Annotated in this window: 13 protein-coding genes and 1 pseudogene; 2 read left to right on the forward strand and 12 right to left on the reverse strand. The window is 70.4% G+C overall.

The features are described 5' to 3' along the window. Positions 1 to 139 precede the first annotated feature (139 nt). Together AB0M39_RS07515 and AB0M39_RS07520 are read right to left on the reverse strand one after the other, a co-directional pair. Positions 140 to 475: a hypothetical protein gene (locus tag AB0M39_RS07515; protein ID WP_365361494.1), complete on the reverse strand. Its 336-nt coding sequence runs from the start codon at positions 473 to 475 to the stop codon at positions 140 to 142. A 267-nt stretch (positions 476 to 742) separates the two neighbouring features. Continuing rightward, positions 743 to 2062, reverse strand: coding sequence for a DUF2254 domain-containing protein (locus AB0M39_RS07520; protein WP_365361211.1), 1320 nt, complete (start codon positions 2060 to 2062; stop codon positions 743 to 745). Between the two features lie 314 nt (positions 2063 to 2376). Between AB0M39_RS07520 and AB0M39_RS07525 the strand changes: the two genes are divergently transcribed. Next, positions 2377 to 4227: a glycoside hydrolase family 15 protein gene (locus AB0M39_RS07525; protein ID WP_365361213.1), complete on the forward strand. Its 1851-nt coding sequence runs from the start codon at positions 2377 to 2379 to the stop codon at positions 4225 to 4227. Positions 4228 to 4299: 72 nt separating this feature from the next. On the opposite strand, the gene AB0M39_RS07530 is transcribed toward AB0M39_RS07525, so the two are convergent. From AB0M39_RS07530 to AB0M39_RS07565, 8 genes and pseudogenes are all read right to left on the reverse strand, one after another. Next, positions 4300 to 6069, reverse strand: a complete 1770-nt coding sequence (locus tag AB0M39_RS07530) for a cation:proton antiporter (protein ID WP_365361215.1) — start codon at positions 6067 to 6069, stop codon at positions 4300 to 4302. A gap of 114 nt (positions 6070 to 6183) precedes the next feature. Beyond that, positions 6184 to 7239, reverse strand: coding sequence for a cytochrome d ubiquinol oxidase subunit II (locus tag AB0M39_RS07535; protein ID WP_365361217.1), 1056 nt, complete (start codon positions 7237 to 7239; stop codon positions 6184 to 6186). Further along, positions 7236 to 8720, reverse strand: coding sequence for a cytochrome ubiquinol oxidase subunit I (locus AB0M39_RS07540; RefSeq protein WP_365361219.1), 1485 nt, complete (start codon positions 8718 to 8720; stop codon positions 7236 to 7238). Before AB0M39_RS07540 ends, AB0M39_RS07535 begins: the two co-directional genes overlap by 4 nt. A gap of 35 nt (positions 8721 to 8755) precedes the next feature. Continuing rightward, positions 8756 to 9595 carry an SDR family oxidoreductase gene (locus tag AB0M39_RS07545; RefSeq protein WP_365361221.1) on the reverse strand — a complete coding sequence of 280 codons (840 nt, stop codon included), beginning with the start codon at positions 9593 to 9595 and terminating at the stop codon, positions 8756 to 8758. 163 nt (positions 9596 to 9758) lie between these two features. Continuing rightward, the gene (locus tag AB0M39_RS07550) at positions 9759 to 11342 is read right to left on the reverse strand and encodes a GMC family oxidoreductase (RefSeq protein ID WP_365361223.1); all 1584 of its coding nucleotides are present in this window, start codon (positions 11340 to 11342) and stop codon (positions 9759 to 9761) included. A gap of 148 nt (positions 11343 to 11490) precedes the next feature. Beyond that, positions 11491 to 12405, reverse strand: a complete 915-nt coding sequence (locus AB0M39_RS07555) for a cyclase family protein (protein WP_365361496.1) — start codon at positions 12403 to 12405, stop codon at positions 11491 to 11493. 124 nt (positions 12406 to 12529) lie between these two features. After that, entirely contained in the window at positions 12530 to 13456 is a 927-nt protein-coding gene (locus AB0M39_RS07560) for an aldose 1-epimerase family protein (protein WP_365361498.1), read from the reverse strand. A gap of 33 nt (positions 13457 to 13489) precedes the next feature. Beyond that, positions 13490 to 14089: pseudogene (locus AB0M39_RS07565) on the reverse strand (gluconokinase); the annotation flags it as partial. 442 nt (positions 14090 to 14531) lie between these two features. On the opposite strand from AB0M39_RS07565, the gene AB0M39_RS07570 reads away from it, so the two are divergent. Continuing rightward, positions 14532 to 15713 (forward strand): RICIN domain-containing protein, encoded by a 1182-nt coding sequence (locus AB0M39_RS07570; protein ID WP_365361225.1) that lies wholly within the window; start codon positions 14532 to 14534, stop codon positions 15711 to 15713. 384 nt (positions 15714 to 16097) lie between these two features. Here AB0M39_RS07570 and AB0M39_RS07575 read toward each other — a convergent pair whose 3' ends face one another. After that, positions 16098 to 16718 carry a DUF3455 domain-containing protein gene (locus AB0M39_RS07575; protein ID WP_365361227.1) on the reverse strand — a complete coding sequence of 207 codons (621 nt, stop codon included), beginning with the start codon at positions 16716 to 16718 and terminating at the stop codon, positions 16098 to 16100. Between the two features lie 313 nt (positions 16719 to 17031). Then, positions 17032 to 17871, reverse strand: a complete 840-nt coding sequence (locus tag AB0M39_RS07580) for a DUF3626 domain-containing protein (RefSeq protein ID WP_365361229.1) — start codon at positions 17869 to 17871, stop codon at positions 17032 to 17034. Positions 17872 to 18000: the final 129 nt, after the last annotated feature.

Consider the following 18000-nt stretch of genomic DNA (forward strand, 5'->3'; position numbering starts at 1 on the left):
CGGCCCACCCCGGCGTCCCCCGCCGCGGCAGACCGACCCCCACCCGCGCCGGGGGCGCTCTCCGGCCGTGATGCCGTGCTGACGACGACGGACGCAACGGCTTCCACGAGTATGCGAGCCAAGGGCCGCTGCGGCCCCGTCAGCTCTCTCCCGGGCTGGGGGCCTGGCACAGTGCCCAGATGATGAAACCGTTGACGGCGATCAGCACCATCGCCCAGAACGGCGCGTAGGGGAGCCACAGGAAGTTCGCGACCATCGCGACTCCGGCCAGGAACACGCCGACGACCCGTGCCCACGTGGCTCCCTGGAAGAGGGCGACGCCGGCAAGAGTGATCACGAGGCCCAGGATGAGATGGATCCAGCCCCATGCGGTCAGATCGAACTTGAAGACGTAGTTGCGGGTCGCGACGAACACATCGTCGTTGGCGATGGCGGCGATGCCCGCGAAGAGGGCCATGAGGCCGCCGAAGATCATGAGGATGGAGGCAAAGACCAGCCATCCGCTGCCGGTGCCGGCCTTCGCTGAACTCTGCGCCGCGGCGCCTGACCGGGCACCGCTCACATGACTGGTCATGAAACGCTCCTTGGTGTCGTGCGGCCCCACGAAACCGGGCGCTCTCGCGTTCGGCTGGTCGGGTTACTTCCAATTTCAACCCCCGGTGCCGACTTCGCATCTTGGAATGTATGCACACCCCTGTCCGGCGCCGCCTCGAATTTCTCGCAGCCTTGGGCTCCGGGGGGCTCAGGAGTGCGATCGCTGGGACCGGCCGCCGATGCCCTGGCGGTCGGCCGTCTGCGCCATGGCATGGCGGGCCGGGTCGGTGAACGCCCGCTCCACCGACTCGCGCAGCAGGTCCAACTCGGTGCGTACCGCCGGAAGATGCTCTGGCGGCAGAGTCTCGAGAAGGCTGTCGAGCAGGGCGCGCAGGCGCCGGCAGATCTGCAGGGACGACGCACCGTAGTCGCGGATCTCGGAGACGGCGAGCTGGAGGTAGTCCTCCCAGTCGCGTCCCTGCAGCACGAGCCGTGGCCGGCCGTGGTCGTCGGCCAGCACATAGCGGCCAGGGAGCTGCTTGCCGCCTACCACGGTGAGGAACGACTCGATGTGGTTGAGCACCTGAACGGCGGTCGTGGGGTCGTTGACCGCGGGGGAGAGGGCGCGGATGGCGATGTCGACGAGAATGCGCAGGGCGAAGGCGGGGTCCTGCTCGATGGTTCGTTCGGCGCCCAGGGCGATGAGACCGGCCACCTGCTGGGGATCGGGCGCGGAGGTGCCGCCGTGGACCTCGACCAGGACGGCGCCGGGCGGCACGAAGTCCCCGACCAGGTGGGGCACGACGAAGGTGCAGTCATGGCGGGCGGCGGCGGCGACCAGTCCAGCTGTGTGGAACGCCTGGATGGCGCCGCCGTGAGGCGAGCGGACCGGGGTCACCGGGTCGTGCGTCGGCACGGCTCCACCGTCCTGTGGCGCGGATGCGTGGACCTTCGCGGTCGCGCGGACGAAGACGTTCGCTCCCATGCGCCCGACGAGATCGGCGATGGCCACCGGTCGGAGGTTGTGCGTGAAACGATTGAGGTAGATCAGCAGGAGCAGAAGGCTGATGCTCACGGCCACGCCGGCGAAGGTGACCCCGAGGTCTGGCACCGAGTTCGACTCGATGCTTCTCAGCAGGGAGAAGGCGAACGCGAATGTGCCGGTGAAGGTGGCCAGTACGGATTTCTGCAGCCGGTCTCTGTACCACAGACGCATATACCTCGGGGAGAGCGTTCCGGTTGCCTGCTGAATGACGAGAACGCCGATCGTCACGACGAATCCCAGCAGCGCCACCATCGCCCCGACAATGGCGCTGAGAACACCGCTCGCCGTGGTCGCGGAGTACCGCCAGACACTGGGCGGCCAGTCCGCCCTGTCGGCGGCGATGGCGCATTCGGCAAGAGTGACGCCCAGCACGATTCCGAAAAGCGGCACAATCCACAGACTGGCTTTCACGTACTGCCGCAGTCGGAACACGGAGGACCAGGACATCGTCGTTCGCACGCCTCGCCCCTTCCCTGGCGGCATCCGGAGCTCCGGGGTGCGGCAGCACGCGCGGGTTCCGCTTGCCGGCTCGGGACCGTCTTCATTTCACGGTAAGGCCACCGTAAGGCCAGGCGCGGACGCGTGCAGCGGCAGGCGCAGCCCCTCTGCCGCCGCATCGCTCAGCAGGACCGACAGGAGCCGTCCACGTAAGCTGGTCGGGTGACGTCGGCTCCGCCGCCGCTTGCAGCGTGACGCGCTTCAGCTGTCCGCGCGAGACCTGCGAGGGCCCGCGAGGACCTGCGAGTCGTCCGAGTCGCGCAGTCCGCTGGATCGGCCCTGAGGCAAGGGGACGCTCGATGGACGCATACCCGCTGATCGAGAATCACGGCCTGATCGGCGATCTTCAGACGGCCGCCCTGATTTCGACCGACGGGACCGTCGACTGGTTCTGTTGTCCACGCTTCGACTCGCCCAGTGTCTTCGGCTCCCTGCTGGACAGGGAGAAGGGCGGGCACTTCAGTATCAGGCCGGCTCACAAGACGTACGCGACGAAACAGCTGTACTTTCCCGACACCGCCATTCTCGTGACGCGTTTCATGACCGAGTCCGGCACCGGCGAAGTAGTCGATTTCATGCCGGTGACCGGGACGGAGGCAACCGACCGCCACCGCCTGGTCCGCATGCTGCGCTGTGTACGCGGCAGCATGACGTTCGAGGGGGACATCGCCCCCCGGTTCGACTACGGCCGCAAGCCTCACGAGCTGCACATCACCGAGCACGGAGCGGTGTTCAGCTCGGAGGGACTGCAACTGGCCGTGCACGCCGTTCGTGAGCCGGAGGACGAGCGGTTGCTGAACCTGATGTCGGGGGACAAGGATCTGCATGTCTCCCTGACTCTGCAAGCCGGCCAGCAGCGCGGTGTGATCATGGAGTCGGCGCCCGACGGACCGCCTCATGAAATCCGCGTCGAGGAATACCAGCGGCTCTTCGAGGAGACGATCCACTTCTGGCGGTCATGGCTGGACCAGTCGCTCTACTCGGGGCGCTGGCGAGAGGCGGTGGAACGTTCGGCGGTGACGCTGAAGCTGATGACGTACGCCCCCAGCGGGGCCCTCGTCGCTGCTCCCACCGCCGGCCTGCCGGAGCAGCTCGGCGGCGAGCGCAACTGGGACTACCGGTTCACCTGGATCCGCGACGCCTCCTTCTCGGTGTACGCCCTGCTGGGGCTGGGCTTCAAGGAAGAGGCGACGGCGTTCATCGGCTGGCTGCGCGACCGGGTGAAGGAAGAGGCGGCCGGCGGCGACACCGACACGGGACCGCTGAACATCATGTACCGGGTCGACGGCTCCTCCGACCTGGCGGAGGAGACGCTGGAGCACTGGGAGGGGTACGAAGGGTCCGCCCCCGTGCGCATCGGCAACGGAGCCGCGAGCCAGCTGCAACTGGACATCTACGGCGAAGCGCTGGACAGCATCTACTTCGCGCACGAGCGCGGTATCCAGCTCGACACCCGGGGCTGGTCCTCACTGCACACGCTCCTGGACTGGCTCGTCGACCACTGGGACCAGCCCGGCGAGGGACTGTGGGAGACCCGCGGCGGCCGCAAGGACTTCACATACGGGCGGGTGATGTCCTGGGTCGCCTTCGACCGGGCCCTTCGGCTCTCGGCCGCGAGCGGCCGTCCCGCGGCCCGCGAGCGCTGGGCGGCAGAGCGCGACGGCATCTACGAACAGGTGCTGACCAAGGGATGGGATCCCGGGCGCGGGGCGTTCGTGCAGCACTACGGCAGCGACGTCCTGGACTCGGCGTTGCTGCGGATGCCGACGGTGGGTTTCATCACCCCGGACGACCCGATGTGGCAGTCCACCCTGGAGGCCATGGACCGTGAGCTGGTCAGCGACAGCCTCGTCTACCGCTACAATCCCGAGGCATCGCCCGACGGGCTGCGCGGCTCCGAAGGGACCTTCTCCCTGTGCACGTTCATGTACGTCGACGCCCTGGCACGGGCCGGGCGGACCAACCAGGCCAGGCTGGTGCTGGAGAAGATGCTCACCTACGCCAACCACCTGGGCCTGTACTCCGAGGAGATCGACCTGACGGGTCGACAGCTGGGGAACTTCCCCCAAGCCTTCACCCACCTGGCGTTGATCGACGCGGCGATCACTCTGAACGCACACCTCAACCGGTCGTGCGACGGCGGGACGTAGCCCGGAAGGCGCGCGTGCGAGGCTCACCGCGCGGAGACCGACCGGGGCTCACCGCGTGGAGCGGGCCGGGGCTCACCGCGTGGAGCGGGCCGGGCCGAGCAGTACGACGCTGTCGCCTTCCTGCGGAGTGACCGCCTGCTTCTCGGTCACCGGATCCAGCCTGTTGTCGGCCCGCACCACGAACAGGGTGTCGTGCTCAGGCGGCACGGGGGACGCGGCGGGCTGCACCAGGAACCGGGCGCCCTGCTCGTAGCGGTCGGCCAGGATGTGACGGACCAGGGAGCGGCCGAAGAGGATGTCCCCGCCGGTGTAGGGAGCGACCACACCGTGGCTCTCGTGCGGGGGCCCCACCCGGTATACGGGGCCCTCGACATTGTCCTGCATCACCACTGAGGCGAGCGCGTTGAAATCGTCGTCGTCGGTGGCCAGGAACACCGCGGTCACGCCCTCCAGCCGGGCCCCGGGGTTGGTCGCGGTGGCCAGCAGATCGCCGGTGGCCAGTTCGATTCCCTCGTCCTTGATCCGCTGCCGCTCCTCGTCGAGGCCGGCCCACATCAGCACGTCCAGCCCGGCAGACCGCAGGGCCCTGCCCAGGTCGACCACCCATGGCTCGCCGCCCACCAGGAGGATCCGTGTGCCTGCCGGTTTGACGATGCCCAACCGCCGGGCGACGGGCGTCGCGGTCAGGGCGTACAGCAGGACGGTGCCCACGATCACCAGAAAGGTCACCGGGAGGATCTTGGACGCTCCGTCCACCCCCTGGTCGACGAGACTGGACGCGAAGGTCGACGCCGTGGCGGCCGCGACGATGCCGCGGGGGTCCATCCAGCCGATGAAGGCCCTCTCCCCTCTGGACAGTCCCGTGCCCGTGGTGGAGGCGAAGGCCACCAGCGGACGCACCACCAGGACCAGGATCGCGATGAGGCCCAGTCCGGGAAGGAGCACGGGCGCCAGCGACGCCGGGGTCACGGTGGCGGAGATGGAGACGAACAGCAGACCGATGATCAGCTGGACCAGGGTCTCGAAGAAGGGGCGCCGGGCAGGCATGTCGAAGCCGCGGATGTTCGTCACGGCGAGTCCGGTGACGATGGCGGCGATGAGCCCGGTGTCGTCCCGGACGATGTCGCAGCCCGCGGAGACGGTGATCACCGTGGCCAGTTGCGCCAGTGTGCCGAGCGTCTCGCCGAGCCGCAGGGTGCGCAGTGTCAGCCACAGCAGTGCGGTTCCCACCGCCCCGCCGACCAGGCCCACGGCCATGCTGATGGCGAACTGGCCCAGCTGGTAGCCCCGTCCGATGTCGACCTGGTGCGTGGTGGCGATGGCGTGGAACACGAGCGCGCCGAGGATGCCGCCGATCGGGTCGGTCAGCGTCCCCTCCCAGATGAGGATGCGGCGCACCTTGTCGGTCGGCCGGACGAAGTCCAGCAGCGGTCCCACCACGGTGGGCCCGGAGACCACGAGGATCACGCCGAGCATCGAGGCCACCCTCAGGGGCATGTCGAACATGGCGGGCGCCACGCCGGCGGTGACGAAGAACGTGAGAAGGACGCCGAGCAGCAGCAGCCTCCCCACGATCCACCGGGTCTGGCCTTTGAGCTTGCGCAGGTTGAGGCCCAGACCGGCGTCGTAGAGGATGACCGCGACGGACAGCGACACGATGACGGAGAAGTTCTGCCCCATCAGCTGGTCCGGGTGGACGACGTCCGTCATCGCCCCCGCGGCGAACCCGGCGGGAAGGAGCAGGATGAGGGCGGGCACGCGGAGCTTGCTCGCCAGGATCTGCGACCCGGTCGCGAGGATCACGGTCAGCGCGATCCCGAGAAGGATCTCGTCGTCGGTCACATCGGCTCCCTTCGTCGTCGCCCGGCCGCTGGAGTCGGAGCGAGGCGGGGCAGCGGGGCCAGAGTCCTGGCGGTCCTGGCGCGGTCGCGGGGTTCAGCCGGGGTCAGGGGGGAGTCAGCCGCTCCCCGGGGCGGCGTCCCGATCCGCGCTGCTCCTTCGCAGATCGGTGTCGCTGAGCTCTTCCAGCTCGCCGTGGGTGTCCAGCCAGTACAGCAAGCCGACGGCCGGGAAGACGATCACAGCGGCCACGAGCGTCACGACCGCCAGCCAGGTCAACGTGGCGGACGAGCCCGCGGCTTCGGCCACGGTCAGCGAGGTGGGGATGAGGTACGGCCGCTGGGCCATGCCCCAGGCGACGACGGCCGAGGCGACGACGGCGACGGCTGTGACGCGGGCCCAGTCGCCGGGCGTCCGCAGAAGCAGCCAAGCGGTGGCGAGCGCGGCAGCCGCCGACAGGATGACGAAGGCCAGCCCCACGCCGTGGGTGAGCCCGTGCCACACATGGGGGGCGTCGCCGTGGGTGACGAAGAGCGTGACGACGCCCGCCACCGCGATCGCGGCCAGGCTGGCCAGCGCCCGCCACCGGAAGTAGGGCACCAGGTCGGGGGCGTCGAAGCGGCGTGCGTCCCCGGCGAGGAACACCGCTCCGAGGAAGGCCGTGGTCGCGATGGCGAGGATCCCGAACAGGATGGACGTGGGGTTGGACCAGGCGTCCGCCGACGCCTCCGTGCCCGGCGCCACCCGGCCCGAGGCGACCCCGCCGACGGCGGCCCCGAGGAAGAACGGCGTCACGAGCGAGGCCACGGCGAAGACGGCGCCGTAGAGGCGCCGGCCGACGAGCCGCTGGGCGGCCTTGCGGAAGGCGAAGCCGGCGCCGCGCAGGACCATGCCCACCGCGGCGAGCGCCAAGGGGAGCCACATCGCGGAGAACACGGTCTGGAAGAGCGTCGGGAAGCCGGTCCACATGATGACGAAGATGAAGATCAGCCAGACGTTGTTGACCTCCCAGACGGGGGCCATGGCGTGGTCGATGAGCCACCTGGGACGCCTGCCGCGTTCCGCTCCTCCGGCCGTCAGATCCCAGAAGCCGGCTCCGTAGTCGGTGCCGCCCGCGCAGGCGTACGCGGTCACGGCGAGCAGCAGCACTACGGCGATCAGATCGGCGATCACGGTCGGCCGTCCCCGGACGGGGCGGCTCCGCTGCCGCCGGCTGAGGCGCCGTCGCCTGCGGGCACGGGCGTCCGCGGCCCGTAGGGGCTGTCCGTCTCCGGCGCGTCGCCGCGGCGCCCGGCTGCCTCCTGTTCGTCGGCCAGTCGCCAGCGGGTGCGCATCTTGAGCAGGACGGCGAGGAGCGAGCCGAAGATGAACACGTACACCACGATCACGACGCCGAGCATGATCCACAGACTGCTGGAGCGGGTCGAGGTCACTGCTTCGGCGACTCTCATGTTCTGGTAGACGATCCAGGGCTGGCGTCCCACCTCGGTGGCGATCCAGCCGCATTCGACGGCCACCACGGAGGCGACGCCCGCGCAGGCCGCGCTGCGGTAGAACCACTTGGAGGCGGGCAGCCGACGGTGTCGCAGCCAGACCAGGCCGTACCAGAGCGCGAGCAGCACCAGTACGCTCCCGATCACGACCATCAGATCGAAGGCCCAGTGGGCGATGGTCGCCTGAGTGGCCGTCGGACGCTGGTCCGCCGGGACCGACGTCAGTCCCACCACCTTGGTGTTCGGGCTGAAGCCGGCCAGGATGGAGTCGAGCAGCGGGACCTTGATGCCGCCCGACACGGATCCGTCAGGGTGCAGGCGCCCGAACAGGTACTCGGGGACTCGGGTGTCGGTCTCCCACACGATTTCCAAGGCGGCGAACTTCACCGGCTGCTTGTGGAACACCGACCGGGCGATGGAGTCGCCCAGCACGAACTGCACCGGTGTGGCCACCGCCGCGATGGTGAAGGGAACGGCGAATCCGAGCCGGTGGTAGCGGTCACGGCGCCCGCGCAGCCAGCCCACGGCGTAGACGCCGGCCACCATGTAGCCCGCGGTCAGCAGCATGGCCACGACGAAGTGCCAGTACTGCGGCCCGAACATCGGGGTGAAGATCGCCTTCCAGACGTTCACGTCCACCGGGTTGCCCTCGGAGTCGAGGGAGAACCCCTGCGGGGTGTTCATCCAGGAGTTGGCGGCCAGGATGCCGAACGCGCCGAGCAGCGCGGCGGCCGGGAGGGGCAGGCCGAGCAGGAAGTGTGTGCGGGGCTTGAGCCGCCGCCATCCGTAGAGATAGATCGCGATGAGCACCGCTTCGAGGAAGAACGCCCATGCCTCGACGCCGAATCCGATCCCGAAGACGTCGCCCCATCTGCCCATGAGCCCGGGCCAGAGCAGGCCGAACTCGAAGGAGAGCACCGTGCCGGTGACCACGCCGACCGCGAACTGCACGGCCATGACCGCCGACCAGCGACGGGCCAGCAGAAGGGCGGTGGGGTCGTTGCGGCGCAGCCCGATGTAGTGCATCACCAGGGTGATGAGGGGGAGCGCCACGCCGAGGGGCACCAGGATGATGTGGGAGGCCAGGGTGAAGGCCATGAGCTCCCGGGCCGGCAGCAGCTGGGCGGGGGCGTCCGCCAGCAGATGGAGCGAGGTGTGCATAGCCGCCTTCGCTGTTCGGCGCGTACAGGAGAAGGTCAGCCGCCGGTGGCGAAGCCGGGGAAGAGGGTCATTCCGCCGTCGACGTAGAGAGTCGTCCCCACCACGTAGTCCATGAGGTCGGAGGAGAGCGCGACGACGGCGTGGGCGATGTCCTGGGGGTCTCCGATCCGGTTGTAGGGGATCAGCCGCATCAGGTCCTCGCGGGCCTCGGGAGTCTCCCAGGCGTCGCGGTTGATCGGCGTCTGGATGGCTCCGGGGGCGACGGCGTTGACCCGGATCTTGTGCGGCGCCAGCTCCTGGGCGAGCGTCGCCATCATCATCTGGATGCCGCCTTTGGACGAGGCGTAGTTGACGTGGCCCGCCCAGGGGATGAGCTGGTGCACCGAGCTCATGCAGATGATCTTCCCGGCGGAGCAGGACACCTCCGGGACGACCCCGCGGCGCTGGAACTCCTTGGTCGCCTCCCGGGCGCACAGGAACTGGCCGGTGAGATTGACGTCGAGCACTTTCTGCCACTGTCCGAGAGTCATCTCGGTGAAGCGGGCGTCACGCTGCAGGCCCGCGTTGGCGACCAGGATGTCGATCGTCCCGAACTCCTGGATCATCCGGTCCGTCATGGCCGTGACCTGGTCCTCCTGGGACACGTCCGCCTCGACGGCCATCGCCCGCACCCCGAACGAGGTGATCTCCTCCACCACTTTCTCGGCGGAGTCGCGGTCGGCCACATAGTTCACGACCACATCGGCGCCGGCCCGGCCCAGCCCGATGGCGGTGGCCTTGCCGATGCCCGAGTTGGCGCCGGTGACCAGTGCCTTCTGGCCCTTGAGCAGACGCTGCGGAATGACACCCTGCGGTGCGCCCACGGTGGAATTCATGATGCCCTGCCTCCTCGCTGCGCGGCTCCGGTCCGCCTGGCCGCAGCCGGCCTGGCACGAGCGTCACGCAATCACCGGCCGCGGGGCGGCAGCGAGTTCGGCGAGCCGCCGTTGGGCTGTTGGGCGGAGCATCTTCACCCGGCCGGACCAGTGGCGCAGGCCGTCAGCTCAGCCGGTCCACGAGGTGGTCGCCGACCCGCAGGGCGTTGGCGATGGCCGTCAAGGACGGGTTGACCGCGCCGATGCTCGGGAAGAAGCTCGTGTCGACGACGTAGAGGTTGTCGAGGTCATGGGCCTTGCAGTTGACGTCGAGGGCGGAGGCGGCCGGGTCGGCGCCGAAGCGCACGGTGCCCGCCTGATGGGCGGTGGCGCCGATCGGCATGCCCTTGTGGAGATAGATGCTGTGGGACAGCAGCCCGTGCTTCTCATGCATGCCCAGGCGTCCGAGCATCTTCTGGAGCTTGTGCCTCAGCCGCTTCAGACCCTCGACGTTGTTGTCCTCGTCGAGTGCGAGGTGGATGCGGGCGTCGCCGTCGAGAGTGACCCGGTTGCCGGGCAGCGGGAGGTCCTCGCCGCACAGCCAGAAGTCGACGGCGTGATGCGCGAGCACTTCGAAGGGCATGTCCGGGGCGACCGCCCCGGCCCACCGAGGGGCTTCGCCGTGGATCTGCTCGGCGTCCGACTTGCCCAGCATCTGGATGCCGCCCAGGGGGTAGTCCCAGTCGTCGGCGCCGAGGTACCAGTCGTGCAGGGCGAGGGTCTTCTGGAACTGCGTGTCGTTGGGCTCCCTCGACACGGCCATCAGGGCCAGATTGTTGTGCCGCATGTAGTAGCGGCCGACCACGTCGGAGCTGTTCGCCAGCCCGGCCGGATGGCGGTCGTTGGCCGAGGCCAGCAGCAGAGCGGCGGAGTTGACCGCACCGCAGGAGACGACCACGACGTCCGCCCCGAAGCGGACCTCCGAGCCGTCGGCGAGCCGGCCGACGACCGCGGTGACGCTGCGTCCCGTCGGGTCGGTCTCCAGCCGGACCACATGGGTGTTGGTCACCATCTCGACATTGGGGCGCCGCAGGGCCGGCTCCACACAGATCACCTCGGCGTCGGACTTGCCGCGCACCATGCACGGAAAGCCGTCCACCCGGTTGCACCGGATGCAGACGCTGGAGTGGGTGGCCCGTCCTTCGCCGTCCTGGCTGAGATCGACGCCGATCGGCAGATGGAACGGGTGCAGTCCGCCCTTCTCCAGATCGTCGCTGAGCTGCTGGATGCGTGGCTCGTGCTCCACCGGCGGATGGGCGTACTGCGCGCTCGCCGCGCCCTCCGTCGGATCCTCGCCATGCCGGCCGTGCACGAGGTAGAGGTGCTCCGCCTGCGTGTAGTACGGCTCCAGATCCTCGTACCGGATCGGCCAGGCGGGCGAGACGCCGCCGTGATGACGGAGTTCGCCGAAGTCCTCGGGCCGCAGCCGGAACAGCGCCGCGCCGTAGAACTTGGTGTTCCCGCCGACGTAGTAGTTGACCTCCGGCGGGAATTCGCTGCCGTGCCGGTCCAGCCAGAACTCCGGGGCGCGGTACTTGCCCTTGACGAAGACGGCGGTCGAGTCCCAGTTGTCCCGTTCGCGTGGCAGGTAGTCTCCGCGTTCGATGAGGAGCACTCGTTTGCCGGAGGGGGCCAGCCGGTGGGCGAGCGTGCCGCCGCCGGCGCCGGTGCCGATGATGATGACGTCGTAGTGGGGGGAGTCGCCCACAGCGACCACCGTCCTTGCGCTCGGGGCCCTGCCCTGGAGCCAGGACCTGTCACTCCGCGCTGCGGAGTCCCTGCGTGTCCACCCATTCGAACGTATCCGCCATCCCTGCGAACGGCGACCGGACGAGCAGCCGCGGCCGGCCCCACGGTCACAGCACGGCGATCGGGTTCACGGGGGAGCCCGTGGCGCCGGGCAGCCGCAGGGGCGCGATCACACTCAGAAACGCCCAGCGGCCGGTCTCCGCGCAGAGCGGGGCCAGCTCCTCGAACTGCAGGTAGTCCATCAGATGCACGCCCATGGCGTGCATGGCCAGCACATGCACGGGGAACGCGACGTCCGCCACCGCGCTGGGCGCCGTGTCGTTGTTGCCGTCGCCGCCCAGGACCGAGATCTGCCGCTCGGCCACGAACTCCAGGGCGGTCGGGTGGAGACCGGCCCGTGCCCGGGCGGCGTTCCACGCGCCGAGCTCTGCGCGGCGGCGGCGATGCCCCACCCGGACGTACAGCACGTCTCCTGGGCCGACCCGGACCCCTTGCGCGGCCTCGGCGGCCGTCAGGTCGTCCGCCGTCACATGGTCCCCGGGCTCCAGCCAGGGCCTGCCCCGCAGCCGAGGGATGTCCAGCAGTACGCCGCGACCGACGATGCCGTCCCGGACCAGGTCCACGGAGAGCGCACGGGCGCCGTCGGCCGTCACACTGCTCGCGGGCGCCCCGTTGTACAGCTCGCCGTCGTACAGCACATGGCACAGGGCGTCGAGGTGGCTGTCCGCGTCCCCGTGCACGTTCATGTCGATGTGGTCCAGCGCGAAGTGCAGCCCGTCGGCGGTCAGCTCCTGCGCGGAGGGGCCGGTCATCCGATGGCTCGCCGGCTGCGGGTTGTCCGGGCCGGGCCATGTCTCCACCGGCGCGGCCAGGGAGACCGTGCGCCCGGACCGGACCTCGGCGGCGGCCGCCACCACGCGCTCGGGCGTCAGGCAGCACAGCGCCCCGCGCCGGTCGTCGGGAGGGCGCCGGGTCCCCTCGCGCAGGCGGCGGTAGAGCGCCCGGAAGGCGTCCGAAGTCATGCGCTGGGCGGCCGGCGGCCGCGTGCCCGGGGTCATCAAGACGGCGCCTCCCTTCGATGAGCGGTGCGTGCCGCTCGGGTCGTCGGCGGACGGCTGCTCCGGGGCCGCGACGGCGGCCGGGACCTCAGCCGCCGGTGGCCCATGGCCTGAGTCCCCACCGGAACACACAGCTGCCGCCCGGCTCGAGGGCGGTGAGGTCCGTACCGCTGCGGAAGGCGTCCGCCGGACAGGACATGGCTTCCACCGCGACACCGCGCCGCCGCTCGGGCTGGGGCAGTGTGTCGCCGGTGAACACCTGGACGTAGCGGGCGCCTTCGCCGAGCCAGAGATCGATGCCGTGGCGGCCCGAGGGGTGTGCCAGCCGCACCACGGCCCGGCCGGAGCCGTCCCGCTCCAGCCCGGCGAAGGCGGTGTCCAGCTGCTGGTCGCCGATGGGGCGGGCGGTGCGGAAGTCGTACGCCGTGCCCTCGACCGGCTCCCGGCCGGTCGGCACGCCCTCCTCGTCGGTGCGCAGCCGGTGGCTGGCGGGCACGGTCAGCAGCGCTGTGTCCACCAGGTCGGTGCCCACGGTCAGATAGGGGTGCTGGCCCACGCCGAAGGGCGCGACGGCATCGCCCACGTTGGTCGCCGTGACGGCGACCTCCAGGCCCTCGGGCCCCAGTCGATACTCCGCGACGACGTCCAGCTGGAAGGGATAGCCCGGCTGCGGGAAGAGCGTGGCGCCCACCCTCACGGCGTCGTCGCCGCGGGCGAGCAACTGCCACGGAGTCCAGCGCAGCAGTCCGTGGATCGCGTTGTGCCTCTCCGGCTCGGTCAGCGGGAGTTGCAGATCCTGACCGCCGAAGCGGTAGCGCCCGCCGCCCACCCGGTTGGGCCAGGGCACGAGGAGCTGCCCCCGGCCGCCGGTGATCCGCGCATCGGCGGCGAACCCGTCCAGCAGCTGCCTGCCGTCGGCCTCGTACTGGCGCAGCGCGCCGCCCAGCTGGACCACCACGGCGCTCTGCCCGCCGTGGCGCAGCTGATACTGCTCTCCTGTCGCGAGCGGGGGCATGCGCGGCTCCTCGGTCGGTGGGACACCGGCGGCCGCAGCGCCGGCGGGCGGGCGGTCCGGGGCGCTGAGGTCCGCGCCGGTGGGCGGGCGGTCCGCGCCGAGCAGGGAGACGACGGCCGCGACGACCGCCTCCGGCGGCTGGTCGATCTCCACCACCCAGGCGTGCTCGTCGGGCGCCGGCTTCTGGAGCTCCGCGAACTGGCTGTCCAGCAGTCCGGCAGGGAAGAAGTGTCCCCGCCGGGCGCCCAGCCGGGAGCGGATGAGCTCGCGCGAGCCGTGCAGGTACACCAGCCGGGCCTCGGGCCGTCCATCGAGCAGCCGGTCCCGGTAGGCACGTTTGAGCGCGGAGCACGAGACGACGGCCGGTTGCCGCGCCGCGATCTCCTGGTCCATCCAGGCGCCGATGGCGTTCAGCCACGGCCATCTGTCCGCGTCGGAGAGCGGCTCGCCGGCGGCCATCTTGGCGCGGTTGGCCGGGGGGTGGAAGTCGTCCGCGTCCCGATAGGGCCAACCGAGCCGGTCGGCGAGCAGCCGCCCCACCGTGGACTTGCCCGATCCCGACACTCCGACCACGAGCACCACCAGGGGTGCTGTGCCGCCGGACGCGCCGGAAGACGCGAGGGCAGGCGCCACGTGCCTCAGTCCTCCGAGGCACGAGGAGCCCCACACAGCGCCCGGCCGACGAAGCCCCGCGGGCGGGTACCAGCCGTATGACTCGCCATGGTGCGCTCCTTCGGCTCGCGCGGTCCACCCGCCGCACGGACGCCCTCAGCGCCGATCGGCGTCCCTTCCAATCTCGACCACCTGGACGACCTTCGCACCTCGGAGCCCTGCGGCCCCTGTGCGCTCTGCCCGTGGTGGCGTCCCGGACCCGCCTGCCCACCGTGAGGCTTCGCCCCTGGCTACGAACCCGCCTCTGGCTATGAGCCCGCCGAGCTGGCGGTGGGCGTCGCGCCGCCTCCGTTTCGTCCCTCGTCGACTTCATGCTCGGGGCGCCCGGAGTGAGCCATTCCGCGCGGGCGGCGTCCGGATTCCGGCTGTTCCCGATCCGCGCGGCACGGGGATGCTCAGGGACATGAATCGTCCTGCCCTTCCGCACCCCGACCCCGCCCAGGCCCGAAACCCCGCCGAATTCGTCGCCCTTCTAAGGAAGTTGCGAAGTAGCTCCGGCCTCACCTACCGCGACCTGGAGCGGCGCGCGGCGGATGCGGGAGAGGTCCTCCCGCGCAGCACCGTGGCGACGGCACTACGCCATGACGTGCTGCCCCGGCCGGAGCTGCTGAAGGCGTTTCTGGCGGCCTGCGGGTACGACGGCTCGGTCGACGCATGGGTGGCGGCACGGGATCGCATCGCGTCGAAGGCGCGTGAGCGGTCCAGGCCGGGGGAGTCGGATGGGGCCCCTGAACCTGGTGATGGACGCGAAGCAGACGGAGCATCTGATGCCGTCGGGCCCTATGAGGACCCTGAGGCGCAGAAGACGACGAGGACCGGAGGCGCCGCTCGGGCGCCCGAGGCCACTGGTCCAGCGATGGCGCCCGTCCGCGTGGGCTCGCCCCTGCCTCCCGAGCCGAGCCCCGCCAGCGCGCCCCACGCCTCAGGGGTCGGCAGCGGCAGGGGCGGCATACCGGCATTACGCCGTGCGGGGGCTCTCGCGGCGGCACTGCTCGCCGTCTGCGCCATCGCCCTCGTAGGCCGTGCCGCCTACTCCGACAGCGGCGACGAGGAACCGGCCGCCACCAGCTCTTCCGCCCCCAAGCCGACCACGCCCGCCGGACCGGTCGAGCCCGGCACGTACCACATCCGCGCGACCGGATCCGGTCTGTGCCTGTCCGAGTCGACCACCGAGGACAGCGGGGGCCGCGTCGCCCAGTTCGACTGCCAGAGCAGCGTGCCGACCTACCTCATGGAGCCGGTCGGCGGCGACCAGTACATGATCCGCTCCCTGCACCCCGTCATGGGCCATGGCTGCCTCGGCGTCGACGCCGGCCTGCGCTCCGACGGCGCCCGGCTCATGAACGACTACTGTGGCCGGCGCGGCACCGCCGAGCGGTTCCGGATCGGCCCCGCCCGGTCCGGCGACCGGATGTACCGGATCAGGCCGGTCCACACCGGCGCCTGCGTCACGATCCCGGGCAGCATCGCCACCACCGGCGCGCCCGTCGTCCAACTGCCGTGCAGCGAGGCGGAGACCGGGCAGGTCTTCGCCTTCGACCCGATCCCCGCCCCGACGGGCATCCCGGACATCACCACCAACTAGGGTCCCGCTATGAGCAGTGAGACGCCGGAGCGAGCGGCTTCCAAGCGGCTCGGACGACGGTGAACGCGCTTTTGAGGAGGAGCACGAGGGCGTGTGTCGCGAGACGTGTGCCAGCCGCCCATCGGCCACGGCGCCCGCCCCACACCCGAGGACGCGTTCACGATCCGGCCTCCGCCCCGGCGGCGCATCCCCGGCACTCGAACCCGGCGGGGCGCGGATACGGCGGGTGCGAGCGCTCTCGAGGGCGCCGTCCTGCGTTGTCCCGGCAGAGCCACGGTTTCTGCTAGCGGCCGATGCCGCCTCCCGCGGCTGAGGGCGCTCGGCTGGGGACGAGCCGAGCGCCCGTGCCGGTCTGCAGTGGGTGAACTGCCCGTACGTATGGGGTCAGTTCACCTGCGGCGCCGTGGACGGCGAGGCTGGGCGGGCTGGGGAGACGAACTCGTAGACGGCCTGGTAGGGCACTTCCTCGGTCGGTGTCTTCGAGGGATCGCAGGGTCCGGCCGGGGCGACTCCACCGCTGGTCTCGACGCGGCGGATCTCGGTCACCTGGGACAGCTTGCCGGTGGGCTTGCCGGTCTGCGTGGCGGAGAGCACGAGTTCGGGAATGTTGCCCTCGCCGTGCGGAGTTCTGCTGATGATCTTGCCCGTCACGGCGCTGCCGTCCCGGGCGATCCACTGCGGGGGCCCGGAGTCCGGGTTCACGAACGAGTGCTTGATACCGCCCTTGAGGACCGCGCGGACGCCACGCTGGGTGAAGGCGAAGGCGCCGTCGGCCTGCTGGGTGCAGGCGTAGATTTGAACGCCGTACTTGACCGGCGAGCGGAAGACGCGCTCACCGGCTGCCTTGGCCGCGTCGGCGCTCCGAGTGCCGCCAGACTGCTGCGACTCGGCCTGGGACGCGAAGCCCGACCCGGTGGTCACGGCGACGACGACTGAGACGAGGCCGACGCCGGCGACGAGCAGAGCCGCCTTCTTCGGCCCGGTGGCTTTTCGCTTTCGGGACATTTCACTCCTCGATTCGTTGCTGACTATGGGGCGTTGGGCGGTTGGGCCCGCGTGGGAGGGTGTGACGGACGCATGGGAAGCGCAGGATCGGCGCGCTTCTCGATGCGTTCCACTCCCTTTATGGAGTGGTTCCGGCCGCTGCGGGCCGTCTCGCGGGAACGGTGCCCGATGGCGCCGACGGCTTTTCCCGATCGGCCTACCGTTGCTGACGTGGGTTCAGCGACCGGGTAGGTTCAGCCATTTGCTCGGACGCGCGGGCGCCCTGGATTGCGGGCGATCCGCCCAGCCCATCGGCACGCCCCTCGCCGCGCTGCTACGCCGGCGCCCCGAAACGTGCGAGGTAGTGCCATACCTTCTTGACCGCCTGCGGGTCATAGCGGCCAGTACCGGCGGCATCTCCGACGATGCGCGGATCGAGCCTGCCGCCGACGGCGATCCGTGTGCCCAGGGCAACGTACTCCTGGCCCCGGTAGGCGGGGTGCCGGCGGAGCCCCTCGACCGTGAGCTGGAATCCGGGGTGCCATTCCACCGGGCACGGAAGACGTCGGGCGGCGCCCTCGACGGCAGTGCCCTGATAGCAGGGGTCCAGGACCAGCGCCTCGACATCGCGGTCCAGCCGGACCGGCCCGTGCACCTGCGCCTCGATGTAGTCGTCGAGGGCGTCTCGGTCATCGGCCAGTGCGAGTTCGATCAGGCCCATGTGATCCGCCGTACCGAAGTCCGATGGCTCCAGGAAACTGTCCGGGTAGCAGAACGTGGTCCGCGCCAGCGCCGGTGTGGTGAGCCGGAGATGCGCGGAACCGAAGCGCGGCGCTGCGCCGACGATCTTTCGGCGGAAGTTCAACGCGCCATACACGGGCCGCTCGTGAGCAGCCGCGTTGTCGTAGGCGCCACGGAAGATCCGGCTCTCCCACCGCCATCTGTCGCCGCCTGAGTGAGCGGTCAGGCCGCCGTTGCTCGTCCCGGTGACGAACTGCGAGAGATAGACGCGACCCTCTGCCAGGGCCTCCAGGATCGGCTTGCCGCGTGTCACACGGTCCGGATGGAAGTTGAGGGTCACCCGCAGCGTCGGTTCCACAGGCGGACCGGACGACAGTCCGGCCACATGCCCGAGGGCCCGTTCCTGCGCTGTCGGGCCGGCGTCGGAGCTCATTCGCGAAGTGTCCCCGAGTCGATCAACCCGTGCACGCGCATTTCCCCACGCCCCACGCGTGCAGCACGCGTCGATGATCCCTTTGTCACGGTCACGGTTGACGCGTCGGGCGTCCGTCTCCCGATCGGT

The sequence above is a fragment of the Streptomyces sp. NPDC051907 genome, from assembly GCF_040681075.1.
GTDB lineage: Bacteria > Actinomycetota > Actinomycetes > Streptomycetales > Streptomycetaceae > Streptomyces.